A 26,531-nucleotide genomic window follows, 5' to 3' on the forward strand; every position below is an offset into this window, starting at 1 on the left:
CCGCCCGCGGGCCCGGTTCTGGCAGAGTACGGGTGCCGTGAACCTTCCCGAACCCCACCGGCGGCTCCTCGCGGACGTCGTCACGGCCGGCAGCCCGTACGGTCTGGTCCTCGCCGGCGGCTACGCCCTCCAGGCCCACGGCCTGCTGCTGCGCCCGCACGCCAACCTCGACTTCGCCACGGAGAGCGCCGAGGCGATGGACCGGATCGCCGAGTCGGTGACCGCCGCCCTGGAGGCGCGGGGCCGTCAGGTGCGGCCCGGCACCGGCACCGCGCGCACCGCTCAGCTGACGGTCACCGACCCGCCGAGCGGCGAGATCTGCGCCCTGGCCCTGCACAAGGAGGCCTTCTGGCAGCCGCCCGAACTCACCGAGTACGGCCCGGCCCTCGCCCTGGAGGACGCGGTCGGCACCAAGATCCGCGCGCTGTACGACCGGGGTGCCGCGGTCGATCTGATCGACGCGCGAGCCGCCGCCGCCCGGTTCTCCCTGCCGGACCTGGAGGAACTGGGCCGCCGGCACGCCCATGACCCCCTCGATCTGCCCACCCTTCAGTCCCGGCTGACCGGCACCGACTTCTACGCCGACGCCGACTTCCGGCGTTACGGCCTGACCGAGGAGGAGGTCGCGGCGGTGCGGGTCTGGGCGCAGGCGTGGTCCGACGACATCGCCGAGCGGCTGCTGGAGGACGGCGCGTCCCCGGACGCCGAGGCCGAGCCGGGGGACGGGGACTGAGGAGCGGCGCGTCAAGAGCTGCCCAAGGGCTGGTAAAGTCCGCTCACTTGGCGAGGGCAGGGGCCCTCGCAGGGAGGGACATCGAAAACGTGGGCAGACACGCCCCGAGACGGCGCGGACTCACCGCGGCCGTCTCCTCGCTGACGGTCGCCCTGGCGGCCGTGTCCGTCGCCGTCCTGCCACAGGGCGGCGCCTCGGCCGATCCGGGCGCCCCGGCGGCCGGCACCGCCGAGATCACCCTGACCGCTCCCGGCTCCGACCGGCCGCGCACCGACCGGCCGCTGGTCGCCGGTGCGAGCGGCTTCCTGCACCGGCAGAGCGGGGTCGACGGGCTGCTGTGGACCGACTACGCCGACGGTTCCACCACGGTCATGAGGACCGCGGACGGCGTCTACCCGCCGGCGGGCGTCTGCGCGAGCATCGGTTCGACGACGTGTCCGCAGGCCTGGTTCGGCACGGACGGCGACCTGGTCGCGCTGCCGTCGTCCGGGTCCGTCACGCTCTGGGACCCGGCGACCCGGACGACGTCCTCGTTCACCTCCGACGACCCGTACCGGGGGCTGGCCGGGCGGACCGTGATCACCGAGCACGCCCTGCACGACCGGGTGGACGGCGGCTGGCGGTCCCGCGCCCTGTCGCCGTCCTGGTTGCGCGTCACCTCGGGTTCGATCGCCGCCGCCGACGCGCACGGCGCGCTGATCACGGTGGACTCCAACCTGTACTACCTGGACTTCGCCACGGCCGTCGCCACCCCGGCCTTCACCGGCGTGGGCAGCCGTCCGGTCACCGTGCTGAGCGACGGCCGGTTCGGCTGGTACGACTCCGGCTCCGGCGATCTGCATCTGAAGCAGCGCACCGACCCGGGCGGCACCGAGCAGGTCATCGACCTGCCGGCCCCGAGCAACTACCTGGACGGCGCCCCGGTGCCGGCCGGCGACTGGCTGCTGCTGCCCGTGCACACGGGCACCGGCACCAGCAGGCTGACCGCCGTGTCGCTCGCCGACGGCTCGTCCCGGACCCTGCTGGAGACCGCCGGTGCCTATGCGGTCCGCGGCTCCGGGGACAGCGCCCTGGTCAGCGGCGGTACGAGCGCCACCGACTGGTGGGTGCAGCGGGTGACGCAGGGGGCCGACGGCGCCCCGGTCCTGGAGCGCAAGGCCCAGGTGCCGGCGCTGGAGAACGCCAAGACGGGCCTCGCGCTCAGCCGGGGCAGCCTGCGCATCGCCGAGGACGTCCCGGACGGCACCTCGGACACCACCACCGTGCGCACCCTCAGCACCGACGGCGGCACCGAGCTGACCGCGTCCGCGCCGACGGCCGGTGACGCGGTCTTCGCACAGTGCGCGTACCCGGGCGCCGGCTGCTCCACGCTGTGGGGCAACAGCGGCACCGGCCCCGCCGACGTCCACCTGGGCAGCACGCCGGACCACACCGACCAGCTGGTCTCGCTGCGGGACGGCAGCTCCGACCGCACCCTGTCCTTCGGCACCACGGGCGGCTCGATCGTCGACGTCTCCGACGACTACGTGGTGTACGACGCGGGCGGCTCGACCCCGGCGCAGTACGTCGCCGAGTTCGGACAGGGCCAGAAGCTGAAGCGGTCCGTGCGGGCCGCCGCGCTGAACGGCTCCACCCTGTGGAGCGCCACCGCCACCGCGGGCACCCTCACCTCGTACAGCCTCGTCCAGGACCGCACCCTGTCCACGGTCACCGTGCCGGGCCTCGGCTGTGTGCCGGACGAGCTCCAGGCGGCGGGCCGCTGGGTGTACTGGGCGTGCGGCGACGGCACGGCCGGGGTCTACGACACCACGGCGGCCGTCTCGCGCGCGGTGACCGGCGGCGATGTGCTGCTCGGCGACGGCTTCACCGTCCGCCACGACCACACCGCCGGCACCCTGGTGCTGACCGACGCGGCGACCGGCACCAGCCGGGTGCTGACGTCCGCGGTCGCCGCCCCGGGTCCCGGCACGGACCGGCGCCTGGCCTGGACCGTGGACGAGTACACGGGCCTGGTCGCCTGGACCGACCCGTACCGGCGCACCCACATCGCCACCACCGGTGTCGCGCCGTCGGCCGTGACGTCCTTCGAGACGCAGGCCGGGAACTATGTGCAGCCCGGCTCGACGCCGCACTCCGTGAAGGTGCTGCTGTCCCGGCCGGTCACCTCCTGGTCCCTGACGTACACCGCGGTGCAGAACAACCGGCCCACCCGGACGTTCACCGGGGGCGCGGCCCCGTCCCGGGTGTCGGTGGACTGGGACGGCAGGACCGCCGGCGGGACGCCCTTCCCGAACGGCGCGTTCACCTGGTCCCTGAAGGCGACCGGCACCGGCACCGGCTCCGCGGTCACCGTGGCCTCCGGGCAGGGCTTCCTGAGCCGCGGTTCGGCGGTCCGGCACGACTTCGGCAGCCCCGACGGCCCGGACGGCCGGGGCGACCTGCTCACCCTGAACTCCTCCGGCGGGCTCACCTACCAGTTCGGCACCGGCACCGGCACCTTCGGCGACAAGGCCACCGGCAACGGCTGGGCCACCAGCATCAGGGCCGTCCCCTTCGGCGACCTGAGCGGCGACCGCTGCAACGACGTCCTGGTCCGGCTGAGCAGCGGCGCCCTGCGGCTGTACAAGCCGGGCTGCGGCAAGGCGGTCACCCCGACGACGTCGTACACCACCCTGGCCGGCAGCGGCTGGACGTCGTACGACATCCTCACCTCGCCCGGTGACGTGAACCGCGACGGCCGCCCGGACCTGATCACCCGCGACGCGTCCACCGGCGCTGTCTACCTGCACAAGGGCACGAGCACCGGCACGCTGTCGTCCCGCGTGAAGCTGTACGACAACTGGAAGGGCTACAAGAAGATCGTGGGCGCCGGCGACCTGAACGGCGACGGCATCGGCGATCTCCTGGTCCAGGACGCGGCCGACACCCTCTACCGGTACACCGGCAAGGGTGACGGCACCTTCGCCGCCCGGGTGAAGGTGTTCTCCGACTGGGGCGGCTCCTACAACGTGATCGTCGGCGTGGGCGACCTCAGCGGCGACGGCCGGGCCGACATCGTCTCCCGTGACAGCAGCGGCAATGTCTACCGCAACAACGGCGACGGCAAGGGCTCGTTCGGCGGCCGTACGCGGATCGCGACGGGCTGGGGCGGGTACAAGACCCTGTCCTGACCAGCGCGCACCGCACCCGGACAGACGAGAAGGGCTCGGAACCGGTTTCCGGTTCCGAGCCCTTCTCGTCGTCGCGGCGGGGCCTTACTTCGGCTGCGGCTTGCGGATGCTGAGGTGCAGCTCGCGCAGGCGGGCCTCCTCCAGCTCCGTCGGCGCGCCCATCATCAGGTCCTGGGCGTTGCCGTTGAGCGGGAAGGCGATGGTCTCGCGGATGTTCGGCTCGTCGGCGAGGAGCATGACGATGCGGTCCACGCCGGGCGCGATGCCACCGTGCGGCGGGGCGCCGAAGCGGAAGGCGCGCAGCATGCCGGCGAACTTCTCCTCGACGGTCTCCCGGTCGTAGCCCGCGATCTCGAAGGCCTTGAGCATGATCTCCGGGTCGTGGTTCCGGATCGCGCCGGAGGACAGCTCGACGCCGTTGCAGACGATGTCGTACTGCCAGCCCAGGATGTCCAGCGGGTCCTGGTTCTCCAGGGCCTCCAGGCCGCCCTGCGGCATGGAGAAGGGGTTGTGCGAGAAGTCGATCGCGCCGGTGTCCTCGTCCTTCTCGTACATCGGGAAGTCGACGATCCAGCAGAACCGGAAGACGCCGTCCTCGAACTGGCCGGCGCGCTTGGCGGCCTCGACACGGACCGCGCCCATGATCTTGGAGACCTCGTCGAACTCGCCCGCGCCGAAGAAGACGGCGTGGCCGGGGGCCAGGGAGAGCCGCTTGGTCAGCTCGGCGACGTTGTCCTCGGTGAGGAACTTCGCGATCGGGCCGGTCAGGGCGCCGTCCTCGCCGACGCGGACCCAGGCCAGGCCCTTGGCGCCGAGCGAGATCGCGAACTCGCCGAGCTGGTCGAAGAACTTGCGCGGCTGGTCCTGGACCGCCGGCACCGCCAGCGCACGGACGTGCTTGCCGGCGAACGCCTTGAACTCCGAGCCCTCGAAGACATCGGTGATGTCCACCAGCTCCAGCTTGGCGCGCAGGTCCGGCTTGTCGGAGCCGTACTTCAGCATCGCCTCGCGGAACGGGATGCGCGGGAACGGCGAGGTGACGTGGCGGCCGCCGCCGAACTCCTCGAACAGCTCCGTCATCAGCTTCTCGACGGGCTGGAAGATGTCCTCCTGCTCGACGAAGGACATCTCGATGTCGAGCTGGTAGAACTCGCCCGGCGAGCGGTCGGCGCGGGCGTCCTCGTCGCGGAAGCAGGGCGCGATCTGGAAGTAGCGGTCGAAGCCGGAGATCATCAGCAGCTGCTTGAACTGCTGCGGGGCCTGCGGGAGGGCGTAGAACTTGCCCGGGTTCAGGCGGGAGGGCACCACGAAGTCACGGGCGCCCTCGGGGGAGGTGGCGGACAGGATCGGCGTCGCCATCTCGTTGAAGCCCATCGCCGTCATCTTGTGGCGCATCGCCGAGATGACCGCCGTACGCAGCATGATGTTGCGGTGCATGCGCTCGCGGCGCAGGTCCAGGAAGCGGTACTCCAGGCGCCGCTCCTCGTTGACCCCGTCCTCGGTGTTGATGGTGAAGGGCAGCGGGCCGGCCGCGCCCAGCAGCTCGACCTCGGCGACCTCGACCTCGATCTCGCCGGTGGGCAGGTCGGGGTTCACGTTCTCGGTTCCACGTGAAACAACGCGGCCGTCGACGCGGACCGTGGACTCCTTGGAGACCTTGTCGAGGGCCTCGTAGGCCGCGGTGCCCGGGCGGGCCACGAGCTGCGTGATGCCGTAGTGGTCGCGCAGATCGATGAAGAGGATGCCGCCCAGGTCGCGCCGATTGTGCAGCCAGCCACTGAGCCGGACGTCGGTGCCGACGTCAGAGGCGCGGAGCTGGCCGCAGGTGTGGGACCTGTACCGATGCATCGTCGTTCATCGTCCTTCGTGGTGGGGTTCTCTCCTGCCGGGTCCCGGGGACCGGCAGGAGGCGGGCACGGGGCCCGGACCCATCAAGGGTACCGGGCGGCCCCAGCCCGGCTCCCCACACTTTTCTCCCGGCCCCACGGTGGCACGTTCGGATCACATCTTCCTAAAGTGGGGCAATGCGCACTGGCGAGCCCCTCCCGTCGGTCGAGGACGTCCTCGCCGCCCTCGCGACCGGGCTGTGGCACTGGGACACGGCCAGCGGGCTGGTCACCGTGGACGCGGAGGCGGCGCGGCTGCTCGGTCTGCCCGCGGAACCGCACACCCTCACCGAGGCCCAGACCCGGGCGCGGCTGCACCCGGTCGACTGGAACGAGATCACCGGGGTGGTGCAGCTGGCGGTCGCCGAGGGCACCCTCGCCGAGGTACGCGTCCGGATCATGGACGAGCAGGGCACCGTCCTCAGGGTCGTCCGCAGCCGCTCGAAGCCGTCCTTCGACCGCGAGCGCCGGGCCTACGAGCTGATCGGCACCCTCCAGGAGGTCGCCGAACCGACGCCGGGCACCGCGGCCGGGCGGAGCGCGGTCACCGGTGACTGGCGGCGCTCCCGGGAGGCGTTCCTGCTGGACGCCGGCCGGGCGCTGGCGGAGGCCCGGTCCACCGCCGAGGTGCTGCGGGTGGCGGGCAATCTGTCCATGCCGGGGTTCTCCCCGGACGGGCTCGTGGTGTTCGGCGTGGAGGGCGACCGGCTGACCGTCACCGGCCAGCACGGGCACCGGGCCGGGGACATGGGTCCCTTCACCAACATGTCGCTGACCACCGACTATCCGGCGGCCGAGGTCGCCCGCACCGGCCGCGCGGTGTATCTGTCCTCGCCGGAGGAGTACCAGGCCCGCTACCCGGTGGCCTGGCCACTCGCCCAGCACTTCGGGCGCCGGTCCTGGGCGTTCCTGCCGCTGACCGTGGCCGGGCGCACCATGGGCGCCTGGATGGCGGCCTTCACCTATCCGGTGGCGTTCACCCCGGACGAGCGCGCGGTGCTGACCACGGTCGCCCGGATGCTCGCCCAGGCGCTGTCCCGGGCCGGTGCCGAGGAGTCCGAGCGGGCGCTGACCGAGGGGCTCCAGCGCTCCATGCTGCCCTCGCTCGGCCCGGGGATCCCCGGCATGCGGGTGGCCGCCCGCTACATCCCGACCGGCGGCGGACTCCAGGTCGGGGGCGACTTCTACGACATGATCCCGCTGCCCTCCGGCCGCTTCGCGCTGGTGATCGGGGACGTACAGGGGCATGACGTGCGGGCGGCCGGGCTGATGGGCCAGCTCCGCATCGCCCTGCGCGCCTACGCCGCCGAGGGCCACCGCCCGGACGCGGTCCTCTCCCGCGCCTCCCGTTTTCTGCACGGGATCACGCACGACACGCACGACACGCACGACTCGTACGACACGTACGACTCCCCGGACGGGCAGGAGCCGCCGGAGCCGCGCTTCGCCACCTGCCTGTACGTCGAGGCCGACCCGGAGACCGGGATGCTGGAGCTGGCCCGCGCCGGGCACCCGGACCCGGCGGTCCGGATGGCCGACGGCACGGTGATCATGCGTCCGACGGCGGGCGGGCTGCCGCTGGGCGTCGACCCGGACGCCGACTACCCGACGACCCGGTTCGCCCTCGAACCCGGCGAGACGATGATGCTCTGCACCGACGGGCTGCTCGAGACCGGCGGGCACGACCTGGAGAGCGGCTGGCGGCGGCTGCGGGCGATCCTGGAGGAGCACCAGGGGGATGCGGAGTCGCTGGCCGACGCGCTGGTGCAGGGTGTGCACGGGCCGTCCTCGCACCACACCACCGGCCCGCTGGCCGACCGCCGCGAGGACGACATCGCGCTGGTGCTGCTGAGCCGGCTGGCGGAGACCGCCCCGGCGCCCCAGGTGCGGCGCACCCTGCTGTCGGTGGCGCAGGACGCGCCGGAGCTGATCGCCGAGGCCCGCCGCCAGCTGCGCGAGCTGCTGCACGACTGGGCCTCGGCGGACCAGGTGGACTCGGCGGTGCTGCTGGTCTCGGAGATGGTCACCAACGTGCTGGTGCACACCGACAGCGACGCGCTGCTGCTCGCCGAGGTCATCGGCGAGCGGGGCGGGCGCCGGCTGCGGGTGACGGTCGCCGACGCGGGCGACGACCTCCCGCACAAGCGCCGCCCCGGCGAGCTGGCCTCCTCCGGCCGCGGCCTGGTGCTGATCGAACTGCTCGCGGAGCGCTGGGGGGTGAACCCGCGGGGCGAGGGCAAGAGCATCTGGTTCGAGCTCTACGAGTCCCCGGACGGCCCGGTCTCCGTGGACGGCCCGGCTTCTGGGGACAGCCCGGTCTCCGTGGACGGCTCGGGTGACGGCTCGGCGCGCGAGGCGTAGTACGTCCGCAGCTCCTGTACGACCGCGAAGGCGGCGGCGGTCAGCGGGACCGCGAGCAGCATGCCGAGGACCCCGGCGACGGACGCCCCCGCGGTGATGGTGATCATGACCAGCGCCGGATGCATCTGCACGGTCCGGCTCTGGATCGCCGGCTGGAGCACATGCCCCTCCAGCACCTGTACGGCGAGGACCACCCCGAGCACCCACAGCGCGATGACGAAGCCGCGGTCGGCGAGGGCGACCAGCACGGCCACCGCGCCGGAGACGAACGCGCCGAGGTAGGGGACGTAGGCCCCGACGAAGACGAGCGCGCCGAGGCCGACCGCCCCGGGCACCTGGAGGATCAGCAGACCGACGGTGATGCAGACGGCGTCGATGAGCGCGATCAGGGTCGTACCGCGCATGAACCCCTCGACCGCCTCGAACGCCCGCCGGGCGACGGCCTCCACGGTGTCGGCGGTGCCGCCGGGGGCAATGGACCGCAGGGTCTCGACAGCGCGGTGCCCGTCGCGCAGGAAGAAGAAGACGAGCAGCAGCGCCAGCACGGCCATCGCCAGGGCCTCCCCGACGACGCTCACCCCGCTGATGACGTTGGACGCAGCCGTGCCCCCGAACCTGCTCAGCAGCTGCCGCGAGTTGGCGGCCAGGTCGTCCAGCCCGGAGCCGGCGGCCCCGAAGTGCTGGGAGACGCCCTTGGCGGCGTCCCGCAGCGAGGCGATGATCTGGTCGCCGGTGTCGATGAGCGCGGCGACCACGATGTACACCGCGCCGCCCACCACAGCCACGACCGCGACACAGGTGAGCCCGGCCGCCACCGACGCCTGCACCCCGGCCCGCACCAGCCGCCGGTGCAGCGGCCCGAGCAGCGCGGTGCCGAGCAGGGCGAGCAGCACCGGAGTGACGGCCGTACGCAACTCCGCGCACAGCCGGACCCCCACCCAGCCGACACCGGCCAGGAGCAGCAGTACGGCGCACCAGGCGGCGAGCCGGCGCAGGGGGTCGGGGAGCAGCGGCACCCACCCAGCGGATCACGGGCACCGGGAAGGTGTCCTGCGCGGATCCGCCGGGTGGGTGCGCCCGGGTCAGCCCTGTGGGTCAGTCCTGCGGGTCAGTCCTGCGGACCGTTCGGCGTCATCCCGTGGACCGCGGGGACGGTGCCGAGGCGGCCCTTCTGGAAGTCCTCGAAGGCCTGCATCAGCTCTTCCTTGGTGTTCATGACGAACGGGCCGTAGTGGGCCATGGGCTCACGGATGGGCCGGCCGCCGAGCAGGACCACCTCCAGGTCCGGGGTGTGGGAGTCCTGCTTCTCGTCCGCGCGGACGGTCAGCGAGCCGCCGTTGCCGAACACCGCGGTCTGCCCGAGGCGGATCGGACGCCGGTCGGCACCCACGCTGCCGCGGCCCGCGAGGACGTAGGCCAGGGCGTTGAAGTCCTCCCGCCAGGGCAGGGTGATCTCCGCACCCGGCGCCAGGGTCGCGTGGATCATCGTGATCGGGGTGTGGGTGATGCCCGGGCCCGCGTGGCCGTCCAGCTCACCGGCGATCACCCGGAGCAGCGCGCCGCCGTCCGGCGAGGTCAGGAGCTGTACCTGGCCGCCGCGGATGTCCTGGTAGCGCGGCGCCATCATCTTGTCCTTGGCGGGCAGGTTCACCCACAGCTGGAGGCCGTGGAAGAGGCCGCCGGACACGACCAGGGACTCCGGCGGCGCCTCGATGTGCAGCAGGCCGGAGCCGGCCGTCATCCACTGGGTGTCGCCGTTGGTGATGGTGCCGCCACCGCCGTTGCTGTCCTGGTGGTCGAAGGTGCCGTCGATGATGTAGGTGACGGTCTCGAAGCCGCGGTGCGGATGCCAGGGGGTGCCCTTGGGCTCGCCCGGCGCGTAGTCCACCTCGCCCATCTGGTCCATCATGATGAACGGGTCGAGGTAGCGGTAGTTGATCCCGGCGAACGCCCGGCGCACCGGGAAGCCCTCGCCCTCGAAACCGCTCGGAGCCGTCGTCACGGCGAGCACGGGACGTGCCACGGCGTCGGCGGATGCGGTCACGCGGGGCAGCGTCAACGGGTTCTCGACGGTCACTGCAGGCATGGTCGGTACCTCCTTGTGCGCCCACTTTAGTTGAGCGTTGAACTTTCTGCCACCCACAACACAGAGAGCCCGGAGGGCATTCCCTCCGGGCTCCACCAGTTCACGCCGACGGCTCAGCCGCCGCCGTACATCCGGCGCATCGCGAAGTCGACCATCTGCTCGACCGCCTTCGCGTCGAACACGATCCGGTGCTCGCCCTCCATGTCCAGGACGAAGCCGTAGCCGGTGGGGAGGAGGTCGATCACCTCGGCCCCCGTGATCACGAAGTACTTGGACTCCTTGCCCGCGTACCGGCGCAGCTCCTTGAGCGAGGTGAACATCGGGATCACCGGCTGCTGGGTGTTGTGCAGGGCCAGGAAGCCGGGGGTGTCGCCGCGCGGGCAGTACACCTTCGACGTGGCGAAGATCTGCTGGAAGTCCTCGGCGGACATCTGCCCGGTGGTGAAGGCGCGCACCGCGTCGGCGAGGGAGGGCGGGGACGGCTCGGGGTACAGCGGCGGCTGCTGCCCGTATCCGCCGGCCATCGGCTGCTGGGGCGGGGCGTACTGCTGCTGGGCACCCACGTTCTGGTCGTAGCCGTACATGGGCGCAAGCGTACCGAGGCGCGGGGGCGGGGCGTCGGGCGCTCCCACCCTGCGGACCCTCGCGAAACCCAGGCGACCGACCGGTATGGGACGCGACGACCGACCGGCGGACAGCCCTGCTCACGGGCGCGGCCGGGTAGACCCTGCTCACACTTCGACGGAAAGGGGTTGCCCCTTATTACCGACGGGTAGCATCATCGTAGCTACTTGTTGGTACGTGAACTAGGTGCGAGGAGTCAGTGCCTCGCCGATCCCTCTACGGAGCCGTTGCCATGGGGCACTACAAGTCGAATCTCCGCGACATCGAGTTCAACCTCTTCGAGGTACTGGGGCGCGACAAGGTGTACGGCACCGGCCCGTTCGAGGAGATGGACGTCGACACCGCGAAGAGCATCCTGGAGGAGATGACCCGCCTCTCGGAGAACGAGCTGGCCGAGTCCTTCGCCGACGCCGACCGCAACCCGCCGGTCTTCGACCCGGAGACCAACACCGCGCCCGTCCCGGCGTCCTTCAAGAAGAGCTACCAGGCCTTCATGGACTCCGAGTACTGGCGGCTCGGCCTGCCCGAGGAGATCGGCGGCACCACCTCCCCGCGCTCCCTGATCTGGGCCTACGCCGAGCTGATCCTGGGCGCCAACCCGGCCGTGTGGATGTACTCCTGCGGCCCGGCGTTCGCCGGCATCCTCTTCGAGGAGGGCAACGAGGTCCAGAAGAAGATCGCCAAGATCGCCTCGGAGAAGCAGTGGGGCGCCACCATGGTGCTGACCGAGCCCGACGCCGGCTCGGACGTCGGCGCCGGCCGCACCAAGGCGATCCAGCAGGAGGACGGCTCCTGGCACATCGAGGGCGTGAAGCGCTTCATCACCTCTGGTGAGCACGACATGTCCGAGAACATCATCCACTACGTGCTCGCGCGCCCCGAGGGCGCCGGCCCCGGCACCAAGGGCCTGTCCCTCTTCATGGTGCCGAAGTACAACTTCGACTTCGAGACCGGCGAGCTGGGCGAGCGCAACGGCGCCTACGCCACCAACGTCGAGCACAAGATGGGCCTGAAGGCCTCCAACACCTGCGAGATGACCTTCGGCGACAAGCACCCCGCCAAGGGCTGGCTCGTCGGCGACAAGCACGACGGCATCCGCCAGATGTTCCGCATCATCGAGTTCGCCCGCATGATGGTCGGCACGAAGGCGATCTCCACGCTGTCCACGGGCTACCTGAACGCGCTGGAGTACGCCAAGGAGCGCGTCCAGGGCCAGGACCTGGCCAACTTCATGGACAAGACCGCGCCCAAGGTCACCATCACCCACCACCCCGACGTGCGCCGCTCGCTGATGACGCAGAAGGCGTACGCGGAGGGCATGCGCGCCCTGGTGCTGTACACCGCCTCGGTCCAGGACGCCATCCAGATCAAGGAGGCGAACGGCGAGGACGCCTCCGCCGACCACGCGCTGAACGACCTGCTGCTGCCGATCGTGAAGGGCTACGGCTCCGAGAAGGGCTACGAGCAGCTCGCCCAGTCGCTCCAGACCTTCGGCGGCTCCGGCTTCCTCCAGGAGTACCCGATCGAGCAGTACATCCGGGACTCCAAGATCGACACCCTGTACGAGGGCACCACCGCGATCCAGGGCCAGGACTTCTTCTTCCGGAAGATCGTCCGCAACCAGGGCGCCGCGCTGAACTCCCTCGCCGAGGACATCAAGAAGTTCCTGGCGCTCGGCACCGGCGGCGAGGAGCTGGCCGGCGCCCGTGAGCACCTGGCCAAGGCCGCCGTGGAGCTGGAGGCGATCGTCGGTCTGATGCTGACCGACCTCGCCGCCACCGAGCAGGACACCAAGAACATCTACAAGGTGGGCCTGAACACCACCCGCCTGCTGATGGCCTCCGGCGACGTGGTCATCGGCTACCTGCTGCTCAAGGGTGCCGCGATCGCCGCCGAGAAGCTGGCCACGGCCTCCGCCAAGGACAAGGCCTTCTACACCGGCAAGATCGCCGCGGCGAAGTTCTTCGCGGCGAACGTCCTGCCGGGCGTCACCCTCGCCCGCAAGGTCGCCGCCGGCGTGGACCTGGACCTGATGGAGCTGGACGAGGCCGCGTTCTAGCCCCTCCGGACGCCCCGTCGTTTCCCGCACGGGCCCGCTCCCTTCCCGGGAGCGGGCCCGTGTCCGTCGTTAAGGTGAATCCCATGAGCGCACCAGTCCGCTTCGACCGCGGCCACACCGACGACCTCATGTCCTTCCTGGCGGCGAGCCCGACGCCGTACCACGCCGTGGCGAACACCGCCGCGCGGCTGGAGAAGGCGGGCTTCCGGCAGGTCGCCGAGACCGAGACCTGGGACGGCTCGGTCGGCGGCACGTACCTGCTGCGCGGCGGCACGATCGTGGCCTGGTACGTCCCCGAGGGCGCCGAGCCGCACACGCCCTTCCACATCGCCGGCGCCCACACCGACTCCCCCAGCCTGCGGGTCAAGCCCCGCCCGGACAGCGGCGCGCACGGCTGGCGCCAGCTCGCCGTGGAGCTGTACGGCGGTCCGCTGATGAACTCCTGGCTCGACCGGGACCTGGGCCTGGCCGGCCGGCTGACCCTGCGCGACGGCTCCACGGCCCTGGTGAACGTGGACCGCCCGCTGCTGCGCGTGCCCCAGCTCGCCATCCACCTGGACCGCAACGTCAGCAACGACGGGCTCAAGCTCGACAAGCAGCGCCATATGCAGCCGGTGTGGGGCCTCGGCGAATCGCTCGACGGCGACCTGATCGCCTTCCTCGAGGAGGAGGCCGGGCTCGCGGCCGGCTCGGTGGCCGGCTGGGACCTGATGCTGCACCCGGTGGAGCCGCCGGCCTACCTGGGCCGGGACCGGGAGCTGCTCGCCGGCCCGCGCATGGACAACCTGCTGTCGGTGCACGCCGGCGTCGCCGCCCTGGCCGCCGTCGCGAACTCCGGCGCCCCGCTCACCCACATCCCGGTGCTCGCCGCCTTCGACCACGAGGAGACCGGATCCCAGTCGGACACCGGCGCGGACGGCCCGCTGCTCGGCACCGTGCTGGAGCGCTCGGTCTTCGCGCGCGGCGGCTCGTACGAGGACCGGGCCCGCGCCTTCGCCGGCACGGTCTGCCTGTCCTCCGACACCGGACACGCCGTCCACCCCAACTACGCGGAGCGGCACGACCCGACGCACCACCCGCGGCTCAACCGCGGGCCGATCCTGAAGGTCAACGTCAACAACCGCTACGCCACGGACGGTTCGGGCGCCGCGCTGTTCACCGCCGCCTGCGAGAAGGCGGGCGTGCCCGTGCAGTCCTTCGTGTCCAACAACTCCATGCCGTGCGGCACCACCATCGGTCCGATCACCGCGGCCCGGCACGGCATCCGCACGGTGGACATCGGCGTGCCGATCCTCTCCATGCACAGCACGCGCGAACTGTGCGGCGCGGACGACCCGTTCCTGCTGGCGAACGCCCTGATGGCCTTCCTGGCGGGCTAGGTGCCGCCCCTGCTCCTGGGCCGGTTCCGGCCTAGGAGCGGGCTGGGCGGGTACCCGAACGGGACCGGAGAGTCCGGAACCGGAAGGGGAGGCGAATTCTCATGGGGCTCGGCGGATGCATCATCCTCATCGCCGCGGGAGCCATCCTGACGTTCGCGACCGACTGGCACATGCGCGGCGTCAACCTCCCGGTCGTCGGGGTCATCCTGATGGCCGTGGGCCTGATCGGCGTCGCCACGTTCAGCGGTATCGCGCGGCGCCGGCGGATCGTGATGCCGCCGACGCCGGTGGTGGAGGAGAAGCCGCTCCACCACCGCGTCGACGACTACAGCGAGGGCTACCGCGACGGCTACGGCGTCTGAGGCGCCGCCTACTGCTCGTCCATCCCCGCCAGGACGAGCGGCAGGCGGTCCGCCCCGCCCTCGGTGAGGCGGACCGGGACACCCCAGTCCTGCTGGTGCACATGGCAGGCGGGGTACTCGTTGGCAGGGTCGTCGTCGCAGGACGCGGCCATCGCCGAGACATGCAGCACACCCTCCGTGACGGCCGGGTTCAGCTCCAGCTCACGGGAGAGATCCGCCTCCGCACCCGCGCCCTTGAGGAGCAGCTCGGGCGGGGTCGAGGAGACCAGCAGCCGGGTCGACGGGCCGTAGCGGGTGTCCAGCTTCTGCCCGGCCGGCGCCTGGAAGATGACGTCCAGCCGGAGGCTGCCGGGGGCCACCTCGGTCGCCGCGCGCTGGGTGCGATGGGCGACCGACTCCACCCGCACCGCCTCCTCGGGCAGCCGCAGCCGGGTCAGCCGGTGCCGGGCCGACTCCACCACGACGATGTCCGCGCCGACGAGCACGGCGTCACTGGGCTCGCGCAGATCCGTGGCGAGGGTGGTGACCTCGCCGGTGGCCGGGTCGTACCGGCGCAGGGCGTGGTTGTAGGTGTCGGCGACGGCGACCGAGCCGTCGGGCAGCGCGGTGACGCCCAGCGGGTGCTGGAACAGCGCCTGTCCGGCCGCGCCGTCCCGGTGGCCGAAGTCGAACAGGCCGGTGCCGACGGCGGTGTGCACCTGCCCGTCGAGGTCCACCCAGCGCAGGGCGCTGGTCTCGGAGTCCGCGAGCCACAGCCGGTCGGCGGTGGCGGCGAGCCCGGAGGGCTGGGCGAACCACGCCTCGGCGCCGGGGCCGTCCACCAGGCCCTCGTTGGTGGTGCCGGCCGCCACGGCGACGGTCCCGTCCACCGGGTCGTACGTCCACAGCTGGTGGACGCCGGCCATCGCCATCCACACCTTGCCGCCGAAGACCGCCACGTCCCACGGGGAGGACAGGTCGACCTCGCGGGCCGGGCCCGAGGTGGCCGAGCCCTGCCACCACTGCCGCCCGGTGCCGGCCAGGGTCGTCACCGCACCGCTGGCGAGGTCGAGGCGGCGCAGCGCGTGGTTGACGGTGTCGGCGACCGCCACGGAGCCGTCGTCCAGCAGGGCGAGGCCCTGCGGCTCGTTGAAGGCGGCCTGCCCGGCGTCGCCGTCGGTGAACCCGCGCACTCCGCTGCCGATGCGCCGTACGACGGTCTCGGCGTCCTCGGCCAGCTCCACCAGCTGGTGCCGGGTGGTGTCGCTGACCAGGAGGTTCCCGCTCGGCAGGAGGAGCGCCTTGCCCGGGAAGCGCAGGGTGGTCGGCTCCGGCTCCGGCGGCACATAGGGGCCGTCGCCGCGGCGCAGGGTGCCCTTCGCCTCGTGCTCCGCCTCCAGCTCCTCGACCAGCCGCTCGATGGCGTGCGCATGGCCCTCGCCGGCGTGCTGCGCGACGACGTACCCCTCGGGGTCGATCACGACCAGGGTCGGCCACGCCCGCACCGCGTACTGCTTCCAGGTGGCCAGCTCCGGGTCGTCCAGCACCGGGTGCTCGACGCCGTACCGCTCCACCGCGTCCACGACCGCCTGGTGTTCGGCCTCGTGCACGAACTTCGGGGAGTGCACGCCGATGACCACCACCGTGTCCCGGTGCTTCTCCTCCAGCTCGCGCAACTCGTCCAGGACGTGCAGGCAGTTGATGCAGCAGAAGGTCCAGAAGTCCAGGACGACGATGCGTCCGCGCAGGTCGGCCAGGGTGTACTGGGTGTCTCCCGTGTTCAGCCAGCCGCCCTTGCCGATCAGCTCGGGGGCGCGGACACGGGCGCGTCGGGGTGCGGAGTCGGTCATGGCTCCAAGGGTGCCACCCGCCGCCGACACCCGGCTCACCGCCTGTGGAAAACTCCCTCGGCCCTGGTCAGGAAGGGTGTGGCCGGACCACCGCGGGCGGTTCGCCCCCATGCGCCCGTGATGATCGCCGTGCGGCGGGGAACGGTACCCGCATGAGACTCCTCGTACGAGACCGGCTGCTCGGCATCGGTGACGACTACTGGATCGAGGACGAGCACGGCCGGAAGGTCTACCTCGTCGACGGCAAGGCCATGCGGCTGCGGGACACCTTCGAGCTGAAGGACGCCCAGGGCCGCGTGCTGATCGACATCCACCAGAAGATGCTGGCGCTGCGCGACACCATGGTGATCGAGCGGGACGGCGAGGGCCTGGCCACCATCAAGCGCAAACGGCTGTCCCTGCTGCGCAACCACTACCGGGTGGCCCTGGCCGACGGCACCGAACTGGACGTCAGCGGCAGGATCCTCGACCACGAGTTCGCCATCGAGTACGACGGTGAGCTGCTCGCCGTGGTCTCGCGCCGCTTCCTGCGCCTGCGGGACACCTACGGCGTCGACATCGTGCGGGACGACGCGGACCCGGCGCTGCTCATCGCGGTGGCGGTGTGCGTGATCCACCTGGCGCAGAAGGAACGCGAGGAACGGGACGACCGGGGCGAGCGGGCGGACCACGGGGAGGACTGAGGCCCGCGGGGACAGCGGTGCCGGTGTCGGAGGGGATCCCCTCGCGCCCCGGCATCGCCGCGCCCCCGCCCCGGCGGGGTCACCGCCCGGGCCGCTCCAGGCCCAGCACCCGGTCCTTCAGCGCCGGGAACTGCTCGCGGGTGGCCGCGACCTTCGCGGTGTCGAGGTCGACCGTGAGGACCTCCTCGCCGTGCCCCGCCTCGGCGAGCACCTCGCCCCACGGATCCACCACGATCGAGTGACCCGCCTGCGGAACTCCCGCATGCGTCCCGGCCGTTCCACAGGCGAGTACGAACGCCTGGTTCTCCACCGCCCGCGCCTGAGCCAGCAGCGTCCAGTGCGCGCGCCGCCGCTCGGGCCAGCCCGCCGGGAGCACCAGCAGTTCGGCGCCGGCGTCGACGAGTCCGCGGAAGAGTTCGGGGAAACGGAGGTCGTAGCAGGTGGCCAGGCCGACCGTGGTCTCCGGCAGCCGTACCGTCACCAGGTCCTGCCCGGCGCCCATCAGCACCGCCTCGCCCTTGTCGAAGCCGAAGCGGTGGATCTTGCGGTAGGAGGCGGCCAGTTCCCCGGTGGGGGAGAAGACGAGGGAGGTGTTGTAGAGCGTTCCGTTCGCGTCCAGCTCCGGGACGGACCCGGCATGCAGCCACACGCCCGCGTCGCTCGCCGCCTTGGCCATCGCCTCGTACGTCGGCCCTTCCAGCGGCTCGGCCTCCCGGCCGAACTCCTCGAAGGCGAAGGCGCCGGTGGTCCACAGCTCGGGCAGCACCACGAGGTCGGCACCGGCCTGCTGCCGCACCAGCGCGGCCACGCGCTGTCTGCGTGAGGCGACCGATTCGCCCTCGTCCACGGCGATCTGGATCAGAGAGGCGCGCACACTACCACCGTCCTGGCATTCGACCCGTCCACACGGGCCTACGATCGTCACACGAAAGCACTGCCGGGGTGCCTGCCAGCAGCGTAACTTGGGGGCACTCCCTGTTCGAGCTCAGCCGAGAACCTGGGGGACTCTCAAGACGCCCGCCGAAGTGCAGCCGCCGCCCGCTGGCAACGCCTCCACAACCTGCCCGTGTACCGACCGCCGAGGGGTCCCGTTCCGTGAGTCTGCATCCCACCCTCCAGCCCTACGCCGACGCCTGGTCGCACTCGATCGAGGCGATATCCGAGATGGCGCAGTCACTGGTCGAGGGCGAGTGGAACCGGCGGACCCCCTGTCCCGGCTGGTCGGTCCGGGACATCGTGTCGCATGTCATCGGCCTGGACTGCGAGATGCTCGGCGACCCCCGCCCGATCCACGCGCTGCCCCGCGACCTCTTCCACGTCGCCACCGACCACCAGCGCTACATGGAGATGCAGGTCGACGTCCGCCGCCACCACACGGCGCCCGAGATGACGGCGGAGCTGGAGTACACGGTCATCCGCCGCAACCGCCAGCTGCGCAACGAGAACCGCGCCCCCGACGCCCTGGTGCGCGGCCCGCTGGGCACGGAGATCACCGTCGAACAGGCCTACCGTGCCCGCGCCTTCGACGTCTGGGTCCACGAACAGGACCTGCGCACCGCCCTCGGCCGCCCCGGCAACCTCGACTCGCCGGGCGCGCACATCGCCCGGGACGTCCTCCTCGAAGCGCTCCCGAAGGTCGTCGCCAAGGACGCGAACGCGCCGCGCAGCTCGGCGATCGTCTTCGACGTGCACGGCCCCATCGAGTTCCTGCGCACCGTCCGCGTCGACATCCAGGGCCGCGGCACCCTGGAGACGGCCCCCGCCCTGGGCCCGGTGGCCGCGCTCGCCCTCGACTGGGAGACCTATGTCCGCCTGGCCTGCGGCCGGGTGACCCCGGAGGCGGCCGCCGACCGCATCAAGACGGAGGGCGACCAGGACCTGGCCTCGGCGATCCTGCGCAACTTCGCGGTGACGCCGTAGGCGCGCATCGGCGCTAGCCGCGGGCCATCCCGCCGTTGAGGTCGGAACGGGATCTGGGGGCGGCAGCCCCCAGCTCGTCCCCCACCGGCACCGGGCGCCTAGGCAGGCACATGCACCGTCTCCACCCGGCTGGCGACCAACCGCTCCCGCTCCCGGCGAGCCGCCCGCCCCCGCAACCGCAGGATCTGCGAGACCCCCAGCGCCTGGAGCACGAACACGGCGCTGAACGCCACGGTGTAGTCGTCCCCGGTCGCGTCCAGCAGTACCCCGACCGCGAACAACGTCGTCATCGAGGCGATGAAACCGCCCATGTTGGTGATCCCGGACGCGGTGCCCTGCCGCTCGGGCGGATTGGCCGGCCGGGCGAAGTCGAAGCCGAGCATCGAGGCCGGTCCGCACGCCCCGAGCACCACGCACAGCACCACCAGCAGCCACATCGGCGCGTGCACGGAGGGATAGCCCAGCGTCGCCGCCCACAGCAGCGCGGTCACCCCCACGGTGCCCAGCGCCAGCGGCAGCCGCGCCGCATGGTGCCGGGCGACGATCTGGCCGTAGACGAGCCCGATCACCATGTTGGAGAGCACGACCAGGGTGAGCAGCTCACCGGCGGTGGCCCGGCTGAGCCCCTGCGCCTGGACCAGGAACGGCAGCCCCCACAGCAGCAGGAACATCATCGCCGGGAACTGGGTGGTGAAGTGCACCCACAGCCCGAGCCGGGTCCCCGGTTCCCGCCATGCGGCGGCGATCTGCCGGCGCACATAGGCCGAGCCCTGGTGCGGCGAGGGTTCGGGGTCGTACCCCTCGGGGTGGTCCTTGAGGAACAGCAGCGTCAGGACGAGGACGACGGCCCCGGCGAGCGCACTGCCCGCGAACGCCGGGGTCCACCCGAGGCCGTGCAGCAGCCGGGCGAGGACGAGGGTGGAGACCAGGTTGCCCGCCATACCGGCCAGCCCGGCGAACTGGGCGACCAGCGGCCCGCGCCGGGCCGGGAACCAGCGGGTGCCGAGCCGCAGCACACTGATGAAGGTCATCGCGTCTCCGCAGCCCAGCAGCGCCCGGGAGGCGAGCGCGGTGCCGTACGTCGGCGAGAACGCGAAGCCCAGCTGCCCGGCCGTGAAGAGCACCGCCCCCAGGCTGAGCACCTTCTTGGTGCCCAGCCGGTCCACCAGCAGGCCGACGGGTATCTGCATGCCGGCGTAGACCAGCAGCTGGAGGATCGAGAACGTGGACAGCGCGGACGCGTTGACATGGAAGCGGTCCGCCGCGTCCAGCCCCGCCACGCCCAGCGACGTACGGAAGATGACGGCGACGAAGTAGACGGCGACGCCTATGGACCACACGGCGAGCGCACGACGGCCGCCCGGCGGATCACCCGGAAGGGTGGCGTTCCTGGCCGGCGTGCTCATCGGACCTCACCCCGCGCGAGGTGCGAGAACCAGCTCACATGCCGGTGCACGACTCCGACGGCCGCCTCCGCGTCCCCGGCGCGCAGCGCCTGGAGGATCTCCTCGTGCTCGGCGAGCGTCTTGGCGACCCGGTCGGGGTGCGAGTGCATGACGGCGACGCCCATCCGCAGCTGCCGGTCGCGCAGCTGGTCGTAGAGGCGGGACAGGATCTCGTTGCCCCCGCTGCGGACGATCTCGGCGTGGAAGCAGCGGTCGGTCACCGCGGCGGCGGCCAGATCACCGGCGGCGGCCTGCGCCTTCTGCTGCTCCAGCAGCTCGGCCAGCCGCTCCAGCAGGCCCTGCGGGGCGGGTACGGCCTTGCGGGCGGCGTGCTCCTCCACCAGCAGCCGGGTCTCCACCACGTCGGCGATCTCCTGCGCGGAGACGGGCAGGACCAGGGCGCCCTTCTTCGGGTAGAGCCGGATCAGCCCCTCGGCCTCCAGCCGGAGCAGCGCCTCCCGGACGGGCGTACGGGAGACCCCGACGGCCTCGGCCAGCTCCCCTTCCGTGAGGAGCGTCCCGCCCTCGTAGCGACGGTCGAGGACTCCTTGCTTGACATGGGCGTAGACGCGGTCGGCGGCGGGCGGCTGCTTGAGGGGCTGTGGGGTCGGGGGGGCGGTCTGCTGAACGGCCGTGTTCATGCCCACAGCATAGATACAACACGTACGCAAGCACTGCCGCCGTCCATCATGCGGACGCGGCCCAGACCGCCCGCAGCGACCGCACAACCTTCTGTGCTACTTACGTGTCACACATATGCGGCCCCGCTCCTTTCACCTCAACTGGGCCGCATTCCAGGGGATTTCCAGACAATCGGGGTACTTCACTTTGATTACCGGCATCAAGGGCACCCGCCTTCGCAGAGCAACCGCCGCCGCCGTGACGACCGGCGCCCTGCTCGCCACCGGTGCCCTCACCGCTGCACCCGCCCAGGCCGTCACGACTCCCTCGATCGTGGCCAAGGGCGGCTATGTGATGAACAACGCCACCGGCAGGACGCTGTACACCAAGGCGGCGGACACCAAGCGCTCCACCGGCTCCACGACCAAGATCATGACTGCCAAGGTCGTGCTCGCGCAGCCGAACCTCAACCTGAACGCCAAGGTGACGATCCAGAAGGCGTACAGCGACTACGTCGTCAAGAACCAGGCCTCCCAGGCCCACCTGATCGTCGGCGACCGGGTCACCGTCCGCCAGCTGCTCTACGGCCTGATGCTGCCGTCCGGCTGCGACGCCGCCTACGCCCTCGCCGACACGTTCGGCTCCGGCAAGACCCGGGCCGCGCGCGTCTCCAACTTCATCGGCAAGATGAACTCGGCCGCCAAGAGCCTGAAGCTGAAGAACACCCACTTCGACTCCTTCGACGGCATCGGCAACGGCAACAACTACTCCACCCCGCGCGACCTGACGACCATCGCCAGCAGCGCGATGAAGAACGCCACGTTCCGCACGATCGTCAAGACCAAGTCCTACACGGCCCACACGGTCACCAGGACGGGCAGCACCCGCACCATGACCCCGTGGACCAACACCAACACGCTGCTGTCCAGCTACAGCGGCACCATCGGTGTGAAGACCGGCTCCGGCCCCGAGGCCGGCGCCTGCCTGGTCTTCGCCGCCACCCGCCACGGCAAGACCGTCATCGGCACCGTCCTGGCCTCCTCCTCGTACGCACAGCGCGCGAAGGACGCCACGAAGCTCCTCGACTACGGCTTCGCCCGGCTCCGCTGACCCCTCCTCACCTCCGAGGCCCTGACGGGCCCGTAGCCCCCGGCTGCGGGCCCGTTCTGCTGCCCGGTCCTTCCGGAGCCACCGCATTGCCAGGACGGATGGAATGAATGGTGCTAGTGTCATTAGCACCATGTTGCTGCGCCTGGACAAGACCGACACCCGCCCCCTGCACGAGCAGGTCGCGGCCGCGATCCGGCGGGCCGTCGCCGACGGCGAGTGCCGCCCGGGTGACCGCCTGCCCTCCGCCCGCGACCTCTCGACGGCCCTGGACATCAACGTCAACACCGTCCTGCGCGGCCTGCGCCAACTCCGGGACGAGGGCCTGCTGGAGTTCCGCCGCGGCCGGGGCATCACCGTCGCCGAGGACGCGTCCCGGCACTCCGGTCTCCAGATCAAGGTGCGGGAACTGGTCACGGAGGCCTCCCGGCTGGGCTACAGCCGGACCGATCTCATCGACATGATCCGGGGGTTGTCATGACGGACGAGCCAGTGCCCGACGACACCGCGACAGAGCACGACCGCGGACGGAAGCAGGGACAGGACGGGGGACAGGACGGGCGGCGGGGCAGAGGGTGGGACCCGGGGCGTGGGGCTCGGCGTGGGGCGTGCGCGGCCGGGGTCGCCGCCGTGGCCGCGCTGATCGCGGGGCTGCCGTGGGCCGTGCGGGACCGGCTCCCCGACCGGCTGGCCACCCACTGGAGCAGCGGCGCCGCCCCCGACGGCTCGATGCCACTGCCCACCGCCTCCCTCTTCCCGGCCGCGCTGTGGCTGCTCCTCGCCGTCGCGATCAGCGTGCGGTGGCGCCGCTCCTGGCCCTCGCCCCGCCCCTGGGTGGCGATCGCGCTGGCCCCCACCGCGGTGATCCTCACCGGCGCCCAGCTCTGCGTGGTCCGCGCGAACCTGGACCGCGCCGACTGGCACGAGGCCCGCGAGCCCGTCCTGGGCATCGTGGCGATGCTGGTCCTGGCCGCCCTCGCGGGGGTGGGAGCCTGGCGGCTGACCGTCCGCTACGCCCCCACCACGGCCCCGGCGACGGGTCCCCGGCTGGACCTCGCCGAGGACGAGCGGGTGGTGTGGTTCTCCCGCACGGCCAACCCCTGGCTCCAGCTGATGGCGGCGCTGACCGGCCTGATCGTCGTCGCCGCGCTGGTGGCACTCGCCCTCGGTCTGGCCTCTCCCTCCCTTCTCTGGCCCGTGTTGGTGGCCGGCACCGTCATCTCGCTCACCGGCGCCGCCTGCTCCTCCGTCCAGGCCAAGGTGTCGGACGCCGGCCTGGACGTGACGTTCGGCCCGCTCGGCTGGCCCGCCCGCCACTGGTCCGCGGCCGCCATCGAGTCCGCCCGTGCCGAGCAGCGCCGGCCGGCCCAGGTCGGCGGCTGGGGATACCGCTTCAGCGGCCTCGGCACGACCGTCATGCTCCGCGCCGGTGACTGCCTGGTGATACGGCCCCGGGGCCGCCGTACCGACTTCGCGGTGAGCGTGGACGACGCGGAGCGGGGCGCGGCCCTGCTGAACACCCTGCGGACACGGCAGTCGGCCTGAACGGCCGGGGACGAGGGCCGGGGGCCCGCTGGCCGGGGTCGAAGGCCGGGTCGCCGGCCAGGGTCGGACTCCTCTCTCAGCGCAGCTGGTCGTATGTCCTGAAGGTGTAGGACGCGTCGTACGACAGCAGGTTGCCGCTGTCCGCCGGGAGCCCCAGCCTGCGGTTGAGGGGCCCGGCCAGTGGGCCGCAGTGCTCGGCCGCCGGGGCGGTGAAGGTGTCGTCGTAGGCGGAGAACTCGATCACCGGCGGGTCCTGGGATATCCACTTCGACGGGCCCGAGCGCTTCAGCCGGAAGTCGACCGGCGCGCTCGCCCCGACCGTGCAGCCCTGCGGCAGCATCGGGCTCAGCAGCCGGAACCGCAGGCTGAACGTCCCGGTGTAGAAGTCGGACCGCCCGCCGTACTCCGGCTGTATCGCCAGTCCCAGCACCGGCGAGCGGTCACCGGCCGGGGTTCCGGTCAACCCGCCCGGCACAGCGGTCGGGGTGGTGTGCATCGCGCCCCACACCTGCCCGTTGCCGCCGTCGGGCATGGGCCCCTCGGCGTGCGTCATGGTGATCGGCGCGAGGTCCACCGCGACCTTGCCCAGGGTCAACCGCGGCGCGGCCGTGTGGACTTCGCATCTCCAGCGGGCCGGGTCGACGCCTGCGGGCAGGGAGGGGCAGTCACGGAAGTCGGCGGCCGAGGCGGCGGAGCCGACGGAAGCAGTGGAGCCGGGCGGGAGCGGTGGAAGGCGTGGAAGGAGTGGAGGTGGCCGGGGTCGCCTGGGCAGCTCCCGCCGTGCACACCACCGCCGTACCGGCGAGGGCCACCGCGCCTGCGGCACCGGCGAGACGACGCACGAACGAGGACCAACGGACCGGAGCGACACGCGATTTCGACATGACACCAGCGTGCCGCCCGTGGCCCTCCCAGCACTATCCGTGACAGCCCTAGCCCGACCCTGAGCCGCCCCTGACCCAGCGTCAGGGTCAGGTCGTGATTCAGCGGCCGACAGCGACCCGGCAGCGATCCCGCACCGACCCCGCACCGATCCGGTACCGATCCGGCTCAGGACCGGAACCCGGGCAGCCGGCGCAGCTCGGCGATCTTCAGCACCCGGGCCAGCAGCAGGAAGACCGCGCCCAGCGCGAGGATGCCCGCGGCCGTGGCCAGCGCGGTTGCCGCCGTACCGCCGCCCAGAACCCCCGTACTCACCCGGGCCGCCGCCCATCCCGCGACCGCTCCCGCGCCGCCCGCGCACAGCAGCTTGGCGTACGTCGTGCGCAGCGTGCCGTCGTCCAGCCGGCCACCGACGCGGCGGGCCAGCAGCCGGGCGGTGAGGGTGAGTCCGGCGAGGTAGGAGACGGTGTACGCGCCCGCCATCCCCGTCACCGCCCACTGCGCGGGCAGCAGCAGATGGCAGGCGGTGGCGAGGGCGATGTTCACGGCGCCGATCCACACGGCCATGAAGAAGGGCGTACGGGTGTCCTCGAAGGCGTAGAAGCCGCGCAGCAGCAGGTACTGGGCCGAGAACGGGATCAGCCCGGGCCCGAACGCCTGGAGCATGTGCCCGAGCGGCCGGGCGGAGGCCGGGTCGGCGGTGCCGTGCGCGAAGAGGAGCGTCGCGATCTGCGGCCCGAGGGCGGCGAACAGGAAGGCGGCGGGCACGATGACCACCCCGCTGATCCGCAGCGCCCGCGACAGATCGGCCCGCAGATCCTCGATCCGGGCGTCCGCCGCGGCCTTGCTCATCCGCGGCAGCAGGGCGGTGACCAGGGAGACGGTCACGATCGACTGCGGGAGCAGCCAGATCGTCTGCGCATAGCTGTAGGCGGTGTAGCCCACACCCGCGTTCGGCAGCGCGCGGTCGGCGGCGTTGGCGTAGTTGGTGACGACCGTCAGCGCGACCTGGTTGGCGAGCACGAACAGCAGCGTCCACTTGGCCGCGTGGATCCCGGAGCCGAGCCCCGTGCCGCGCCAGTCGAACCGGGGCCGGAACCGGAAACCGGCGGCACGCGCGAAGGGCAGCAGCGCCAGCGCCTGTAGGGCGATACCGGCGGTGGTGCCGACGCCGAGCCACCGCACCTGGGCGTGGGTGACGTCGGCGACGGTGTGCGGCACGGTCATCATGCCGAGGTAGACACCGAACATGGCGATGAGCACCACGTTGTTCAGCACCGGCGTCCACATCATCGCGCCGAACTTCTCGCGCGCGTTGAGCACTTGGCCGTAGATGGAGAACAGGCCGTAGAAGAAGATCTGCGGCAGCAGGAACCGGGCGAAGACGACGGTCAGCTGATATGCCTGGTGGCTGTCGGGTGTGTCGCGGATGTACAGGTCCACGATCTCCGGCGCCGCCCACACGGCCAGGGCCGTACCGACGGCCAGCACGGTCACCACGAGGGTGACGAGCCGCTGCTCGTACGCCCGCCCGCCGTCGGGGTGGGTGTTCCGGGCCCGTACGAGCTGCGGCACGAGCACGGCGTTCAGGGCACCGCCGACGATCAGGGTGTAGAGGCTGGTCGGCACGGTGTTCGCCGTGTTGTACGTGGTGGCGAGGAGACCGGTGCCGAGCGCGGCGGCCTGGAGCACGTTGCGGATCAGCCCGGTCCCGCGGGACACGACGGTCCCCATGGCCATCAGCGCGGACGACCGGGCGAGCCCGCCCCCGTCCGCCGCGGTCCGCCGCCTCGCATGCCGAGCCGATTCCTTCGCCCCCGTCAACATGTGGTCAATCTA

Annotated in this window: 21 protein-coding genes; 11 read left to right on the forward strand and 10 right to left on the reverse strand. The window is 71.9% G+C overall.

The window, feature by feature from the left end; translation table 11 throughout:
• Window positions 1–37 precede the first annotated feature (37 nt).
• Complete coding sequence (locus tag ACWCV9_RS20075; RefSeq protein ID WP_450788320.1) at window positions 38–733, forward strand: hypothetical protein; 696 nt, start codon at window positions 38–40, stop codon at window positions 731–733.
• Window positions 734–822: 89 nt separating this feature from the next.
• Window positions 823–3,903, forward strand: a complete 3,081-nt coding sequence (locus ACWCV9_RS20080; RefSeq protein ID WP_450788322.1) for an FG-GAP-like repeat-containing protein — start codon at window positions 823–825, stop codon at window positions 3,901–3,903.
• An 84-nt stretch (window positions 3,904–3,987) separates the two neighbouring features.
• Here the strand turns inward: ACWCV9_RS20080 and aspS are convergent, their stop codons facing one another.
• Window positions 3,988–5,751, reverse strand: a complete 1,764-nt coding sequence (gene aspS, locus ACWCV9_RS20085; RefSeq protein ID WP_385841651.1) for an aspartate--tRNA ligase — start codon at window positions 5,749–5,751, stop codon at window positions 3,988–3,990.
• A gap of 176 nt (window positions 5,752–5,927) precedes the next feature.
• Between aspS and ACWCV9_RS20090 the strand changes: the two genes are divergently transcribed.
• Window positions 5,928–8,150, forward strand: coding sequence for a SpoIIE family protein phosphatase (locus ACWCV9_RS20090; protein ID WP_450788324.1), 2,223 nt, complete (start codon window positions 5,928–5,930; stop codon window positions 8,148–8,150).
• Here the strand turns inward: ACWCV9_RS20090 and ACWCV9_RS20095 are convergent.
• The 3 genes from ACWCV9_RS20095 to ACWCV9_RS20105 all read right to left on the reverse strand — a co-directional run bounded on the left by ACWCV9_RS20095 (window position 8,048) and on the right by ACWCV9_RS20105 (window position 10,820).
• Entirely contained in the window at window positions 8,048–9,166 is a 1,119-nt protein-coding gene (locus ACWCV9_RS20095) for an AI-2E family transporter (RefSeq protein ID WP_450788326.1), read from the reverse strand. The genes ACWCV9_RS20090 and ACWCV9_RS20095 overlap by 103 nt on opposite strands.
• A 92-nt stretch (window positions 9,167–9,258) precedes the next feature.
• Window positions 9,259–10,236, reverse strand: coding sequence for a pirin family protein (locus ACWCV9_RS20100; protein ID WP_450788328.1), 978 nt, complete (start codon window positions 10,234–10,236; stop codon window positions 9,259–9,261).
• Window positions 10,237–10,349: 113 nt separating this feature from the next.
• Window positions 10,350–10,820: an SseB family protein gene (locus ACWCV9_RS20105; RefSeq protein ID WP_385841646.1), complete on the reverse strand. Its 471-nt coding sequence runs from the start codon at window positions 10,818–10,820 to the stop codon at window positions 10,350–10,352.
• Window positions 10,821–11,092: 272 nt separating this feature from the next.
• Between ACWCV9_RS20105 and ACWCV9_RS20110 the strand changes: the two genes are divergently transcribed.
• The 3 genes from ACWCV9_RS20110 to ACWCV9_RS20120 all read left to right on the forward strand — a co-directional run bounded on the left by ACWCV9_RS20110 (window position 11,093) and on the right by ACWCV9_RS20120 (window position 14,660).
• Window positions 11,093–12,919, forward strand: coding sequence for an acyl-CoA dehydrogenase (locus tag ACWCV9_RS20110; protein WP_450788330.1), 1,827 nt, complete (start codon window positions 11,093–11,095; stop codon window positions 12,917–12,919).
• Between the two features lie 83 nt (window positions 12,920–13,002).
• Window positions 13,003–14,298 (forward strand): M18 family aminopeptidase, encoded by a 1,296-nt coding sequence (locus ACWCV9_RS20115; RefSeq protein WP_450788332.1) that lies wholly within the window; start codon window positions 13,003–13,005, stop codon window positions 14,296–14,298.
• 101 nt (window positions 14,299–14,399) lie between these two features.
• Window positions 14,400–14,660 carry a hypothetical protein gene (locus ACWCV9_RS20120; RefSeq protein WP_450788334.1) on the forward strand — a complete coding sequence of 87 codons (261 nt, stop codon included), beginning with the start codon at window positions 14,400–14,402 and terminating at the stop codon, window positions 14,658–14,660.
• Between the two features lie 8 nt (window positions 14,661–14,668).
• On the opposite strand, the gene ACWCV9_RS20125 is transcribed toward ACWCV9_RS20120, so the two are convergent.
• Window positions 14,669–16,489 (reverse strand): thioredoxin-like domain-containing protein, encoded by a 1,821-nt coding sequence (locus ACWCV9_RS20125; protein ID WP_450788335.1) that lies wholly within the window; start codon window positions 16,487–16,489, stop codon window positions 14,669–14,671.
• A gap of 152 nt (window positions 16,490–16,641) precedes the next feature.
• Here ACWCV9_RS20125 and ACWCV9_RS20130 point away from each other — a divergent pair, with 152 nt between their 5' ends.
• Window positions 16,642–17,172: an LURP-one-related/scramblase family protein gene (locus ACWCV9_RS20130; RefSeq protein WP_450788337.1), complete on the forward strand. Its 531-nt coding sequence runs from the start codon at window positions 16,642–16,644 to the stop codon at window positions 17,170–17,172.
• Between the two features lie 79 nt (window positions 17,173–17,251).
• Here the strand turns inward: ACWCV9_RS20130 and ACWCV9_RS20135 are convergent, their stop codons facing one another.
• Window positions 17,252–18,046, reverse strand: a complete 795-nt coding sequence (locus ACWCV9_RS20135) for a carbon-nitrogen family hydrolase (RefSeq protein ID WP_450788339.1) — start codon at window positions 18,044–18,046, stop codon at window positions 17,252–17,254.
• Between the two features lie 221 nt (window positions 18,047–18,267).
• Between ACWCV9_RS20135 and ACWCV9_RS20140 the strand changes: the two genes are divergently transcribed.
• A complete protein-coding gene (locus ACWCV9_RS20140) occupies window positions 18,268–19,092 on the forward strand; it encodes a maleylpyruvate isomerase family mycothiol-dependent enzyme (protein ID WP_385841638.1) in 825 nt (274 codons plus the stop codon).
• Between the two features lie 98 nt (window positions 19,093–19,190).
• On the opposite strand, the gene ACWCV9_RS20145 is transcribed toward ACWCV9_RS20140, so the two are convergent.
• Together ACWCV9_RS20145 and ACWCV9_RS20150 are read right to left on the reverse strand one after the other, a co-directional pair.
• Window positions 19,191–20,498, reverse strand: a complete 1,308-nt coding sequence (locus ACWCV9_RS20145; protein ID WP_450788341.1) for an MFS transporter — start codon at window positions 20,496–20,498, stop codon at window positions 19,191–19,193.
• Window positions 20,495–21,178, reverse strand: coding sequence for a GntR family transcriptional regulator (locus tag ACWCV9_RS20150; RefSeq protein WP_450788342.1), 684 nt, complete (start codon window positions 21,176–21,178; stop codon window positions 20,495–20,497). Before ACWCV9_RS20150 ends, ACWCV9_RS20145 begins: the two co-directional genes overlap by 4 nt.
• Window positions 21,179–21,365: 187 nt before the next feature.
• On the opposite strand from ACWCV9_RS20150, the gene ACWCV9_RS20155 reads away from it, so the two are divergent.
• The 3 genes from ACWCV9_RS20155 to ACWCV9_RS20165 all read left to right on the forward strand — a co-directional run bounded on the left by ACWCV9_RS20155 (window position 21,366) and on the right by ACWCV9_RS20165 (window position 23,810).
• Window positions 21,366–22,268 carry a D-alanyl-D-alanine carboxypeptidase family protein gene (locus ACWCV9_RS20155; RefSeq protein WP_385841634.1) on the forward strand — a complete coding sequence of 301 codons (903 nt, stop codon included), beginning with the start codon at window positions 21,366–21,368 and terminating at the stop codon, window positions 22,266–22,268.
• A gap of 130 nt (window positions 22,269–22,398) precedes the next feature.
• Window positions 22,399–22,746, forward strand: a complete 348-nt coding sequence (locus ACWCV9_RS20160) for a GntR family transcriptional regulator (RefSeq protein WP_450788344.1) — start codon at window positions 22,399–22,401, stop codon at window positions 22,744–22,746.
• Window positions 22,747–22,895: 149 nt separating this feature from the next.
• Window positions 22,896–23,810 carry a DUF1648 domain-containing protein gene (locus tag ACWCV9_RS20165; protein ID WP_450788346.1) on the forward strand — a complete coding sequence of 305 codons (915 nt, stop codon included), beginning with the start codon at window positions 22,896–22,898 and terminating at the stop codon, window positions 23,808–23,810.
• Window positions 23,811–23,886: 76 nt separating this feature from the next.
• Here the strand turns inward: ACWCV9_RS20165 and ACWCV9_RS20170 are convergent, their stop codons facing one another.
• Window positions 23,887–24,405, reverse strand: coding sequence for a hypothetical protein (locus ACWCV9_RS20170; protein WP_450788347.1), 519 nt, complete (start codon window positions 24,403–24,405; stop codon window positions 23,887–23,889).
• 455 nt (window positions 24,406–24,860) lie between these two features.
• Window positions 24,861–26,519 (reverse strand): murein biosynthesis integral membrane protein MurJ, encoded by a 1,659-nt coding sequence (gene murJ / locus ACWCV9_RS20175; protein WP_450788349.1) that lies wholly within the window; start codon window positions 26,517–26,519, stop codon window positions 24,861–24,863.
• Window positions 26,520–26,531 lie beyond the last annotated feature (12 nt).

This window comes from Streptomyces sp. NPDC001606, from assembly GCF_053596835.1.

Excerpts from the sequence above, each read along its gene's own strand:
- aspS (WP_385841651.1), bottom strand. The coding sequence starts at position 5,751 with ATGCATCGGTACAGGTCCCACACCTGCGGCCAGCTCCGCGCCTCTGAC.
- ACWCV9_RS20090 (WP_450788324.1), top strand. The coding sequence starts at position 5,928 with ATGCGCACTGGCGAGCCCCTCCCGTCGGTCGAGGACGTCCTCGCCGCC.
- ACWCV9_RS20100 (WP_450788328.1), bottom strand. The coding sequence starts at position 10,236 with ATGCCTGCAGTGACCGTCGAGAACCCGTTGACGCTGCCCCGCGTGACC.
- ACWCV9_RS20105 (WP_385841646.1), bottom strand. The coding sequence starts at position 10,820 with ATGTACGGCTACGACCAGAACGTGGGTGCCCAGCAGCAGTACGCCCCG.
- ACWCV9_RS20110 (WP_450788330.1), top strand. The coding sequence starts at position 11,093 with ATGGGGCACTACAAGTCGAATCTCCGCGACATCGAGTTCAACCTCTTC.
- ACWCV9_RS20115 (WP_450788332.1), top strand. The coding sequence starts at position 13,003 with ATGAGCGCACCAGTCCGCTTCGACCGCGGCCACACCGACGACCTCATG.
- ACWCV9_RS20120 (WP_450788334.1), top strand. The coding sequence starts at position 14,400 with ATGGGGCTCGGCGGATGCATCATCCTCATCGCCGCGGGAGCCATCCTG.
- ACWCV9_RS20125 (WP_450788335.1), bottom strand. The coding sequence starts at position 16,489 with ATGACCGACTCCGCACCCCGACGCGCCCGTGTCCGCGCCCCCGAGCTG.
- ACWCV9_RS20130 (WP_450788337.1), top strand. The coding sequence starts at position 16,642 with ATGAGACTCCTCGTACGAGACCGGCTGCTCGGCATCGGTGACGACTAC.
- ACWCV9_RS20145 (WP_450788341.1), bottom strand. The coding sequence starts at position 20,498 with ATGAGCACGCCGGCCAGGAACGCCACCCTTCCGGGTGATCCGCCGGGC.
- ACWCV9_RS20150 (WP_450788342.1), bottom strand. The coding sequence starts at position 21,178 with ATGAACACGGCCGTTCAGCAGACCGCCCCCCCGACCCCACAGCCCCTC.
- ACWCV9_RS20160 (WP_450788344.1), top strand. The coding sequence starts at position 22,399 with ATGTTGCTGCGCCTGGACAAGACCGACACCCGCCCCCTGCACGAGCAG.
- murJ (WP_450788349.1), bottom strand. The coding sequence starts at position 26,519 with ATGTTGACGGGGGCGAAGGAATCGGCTCGGCATGCGAGGCGGCGGACC.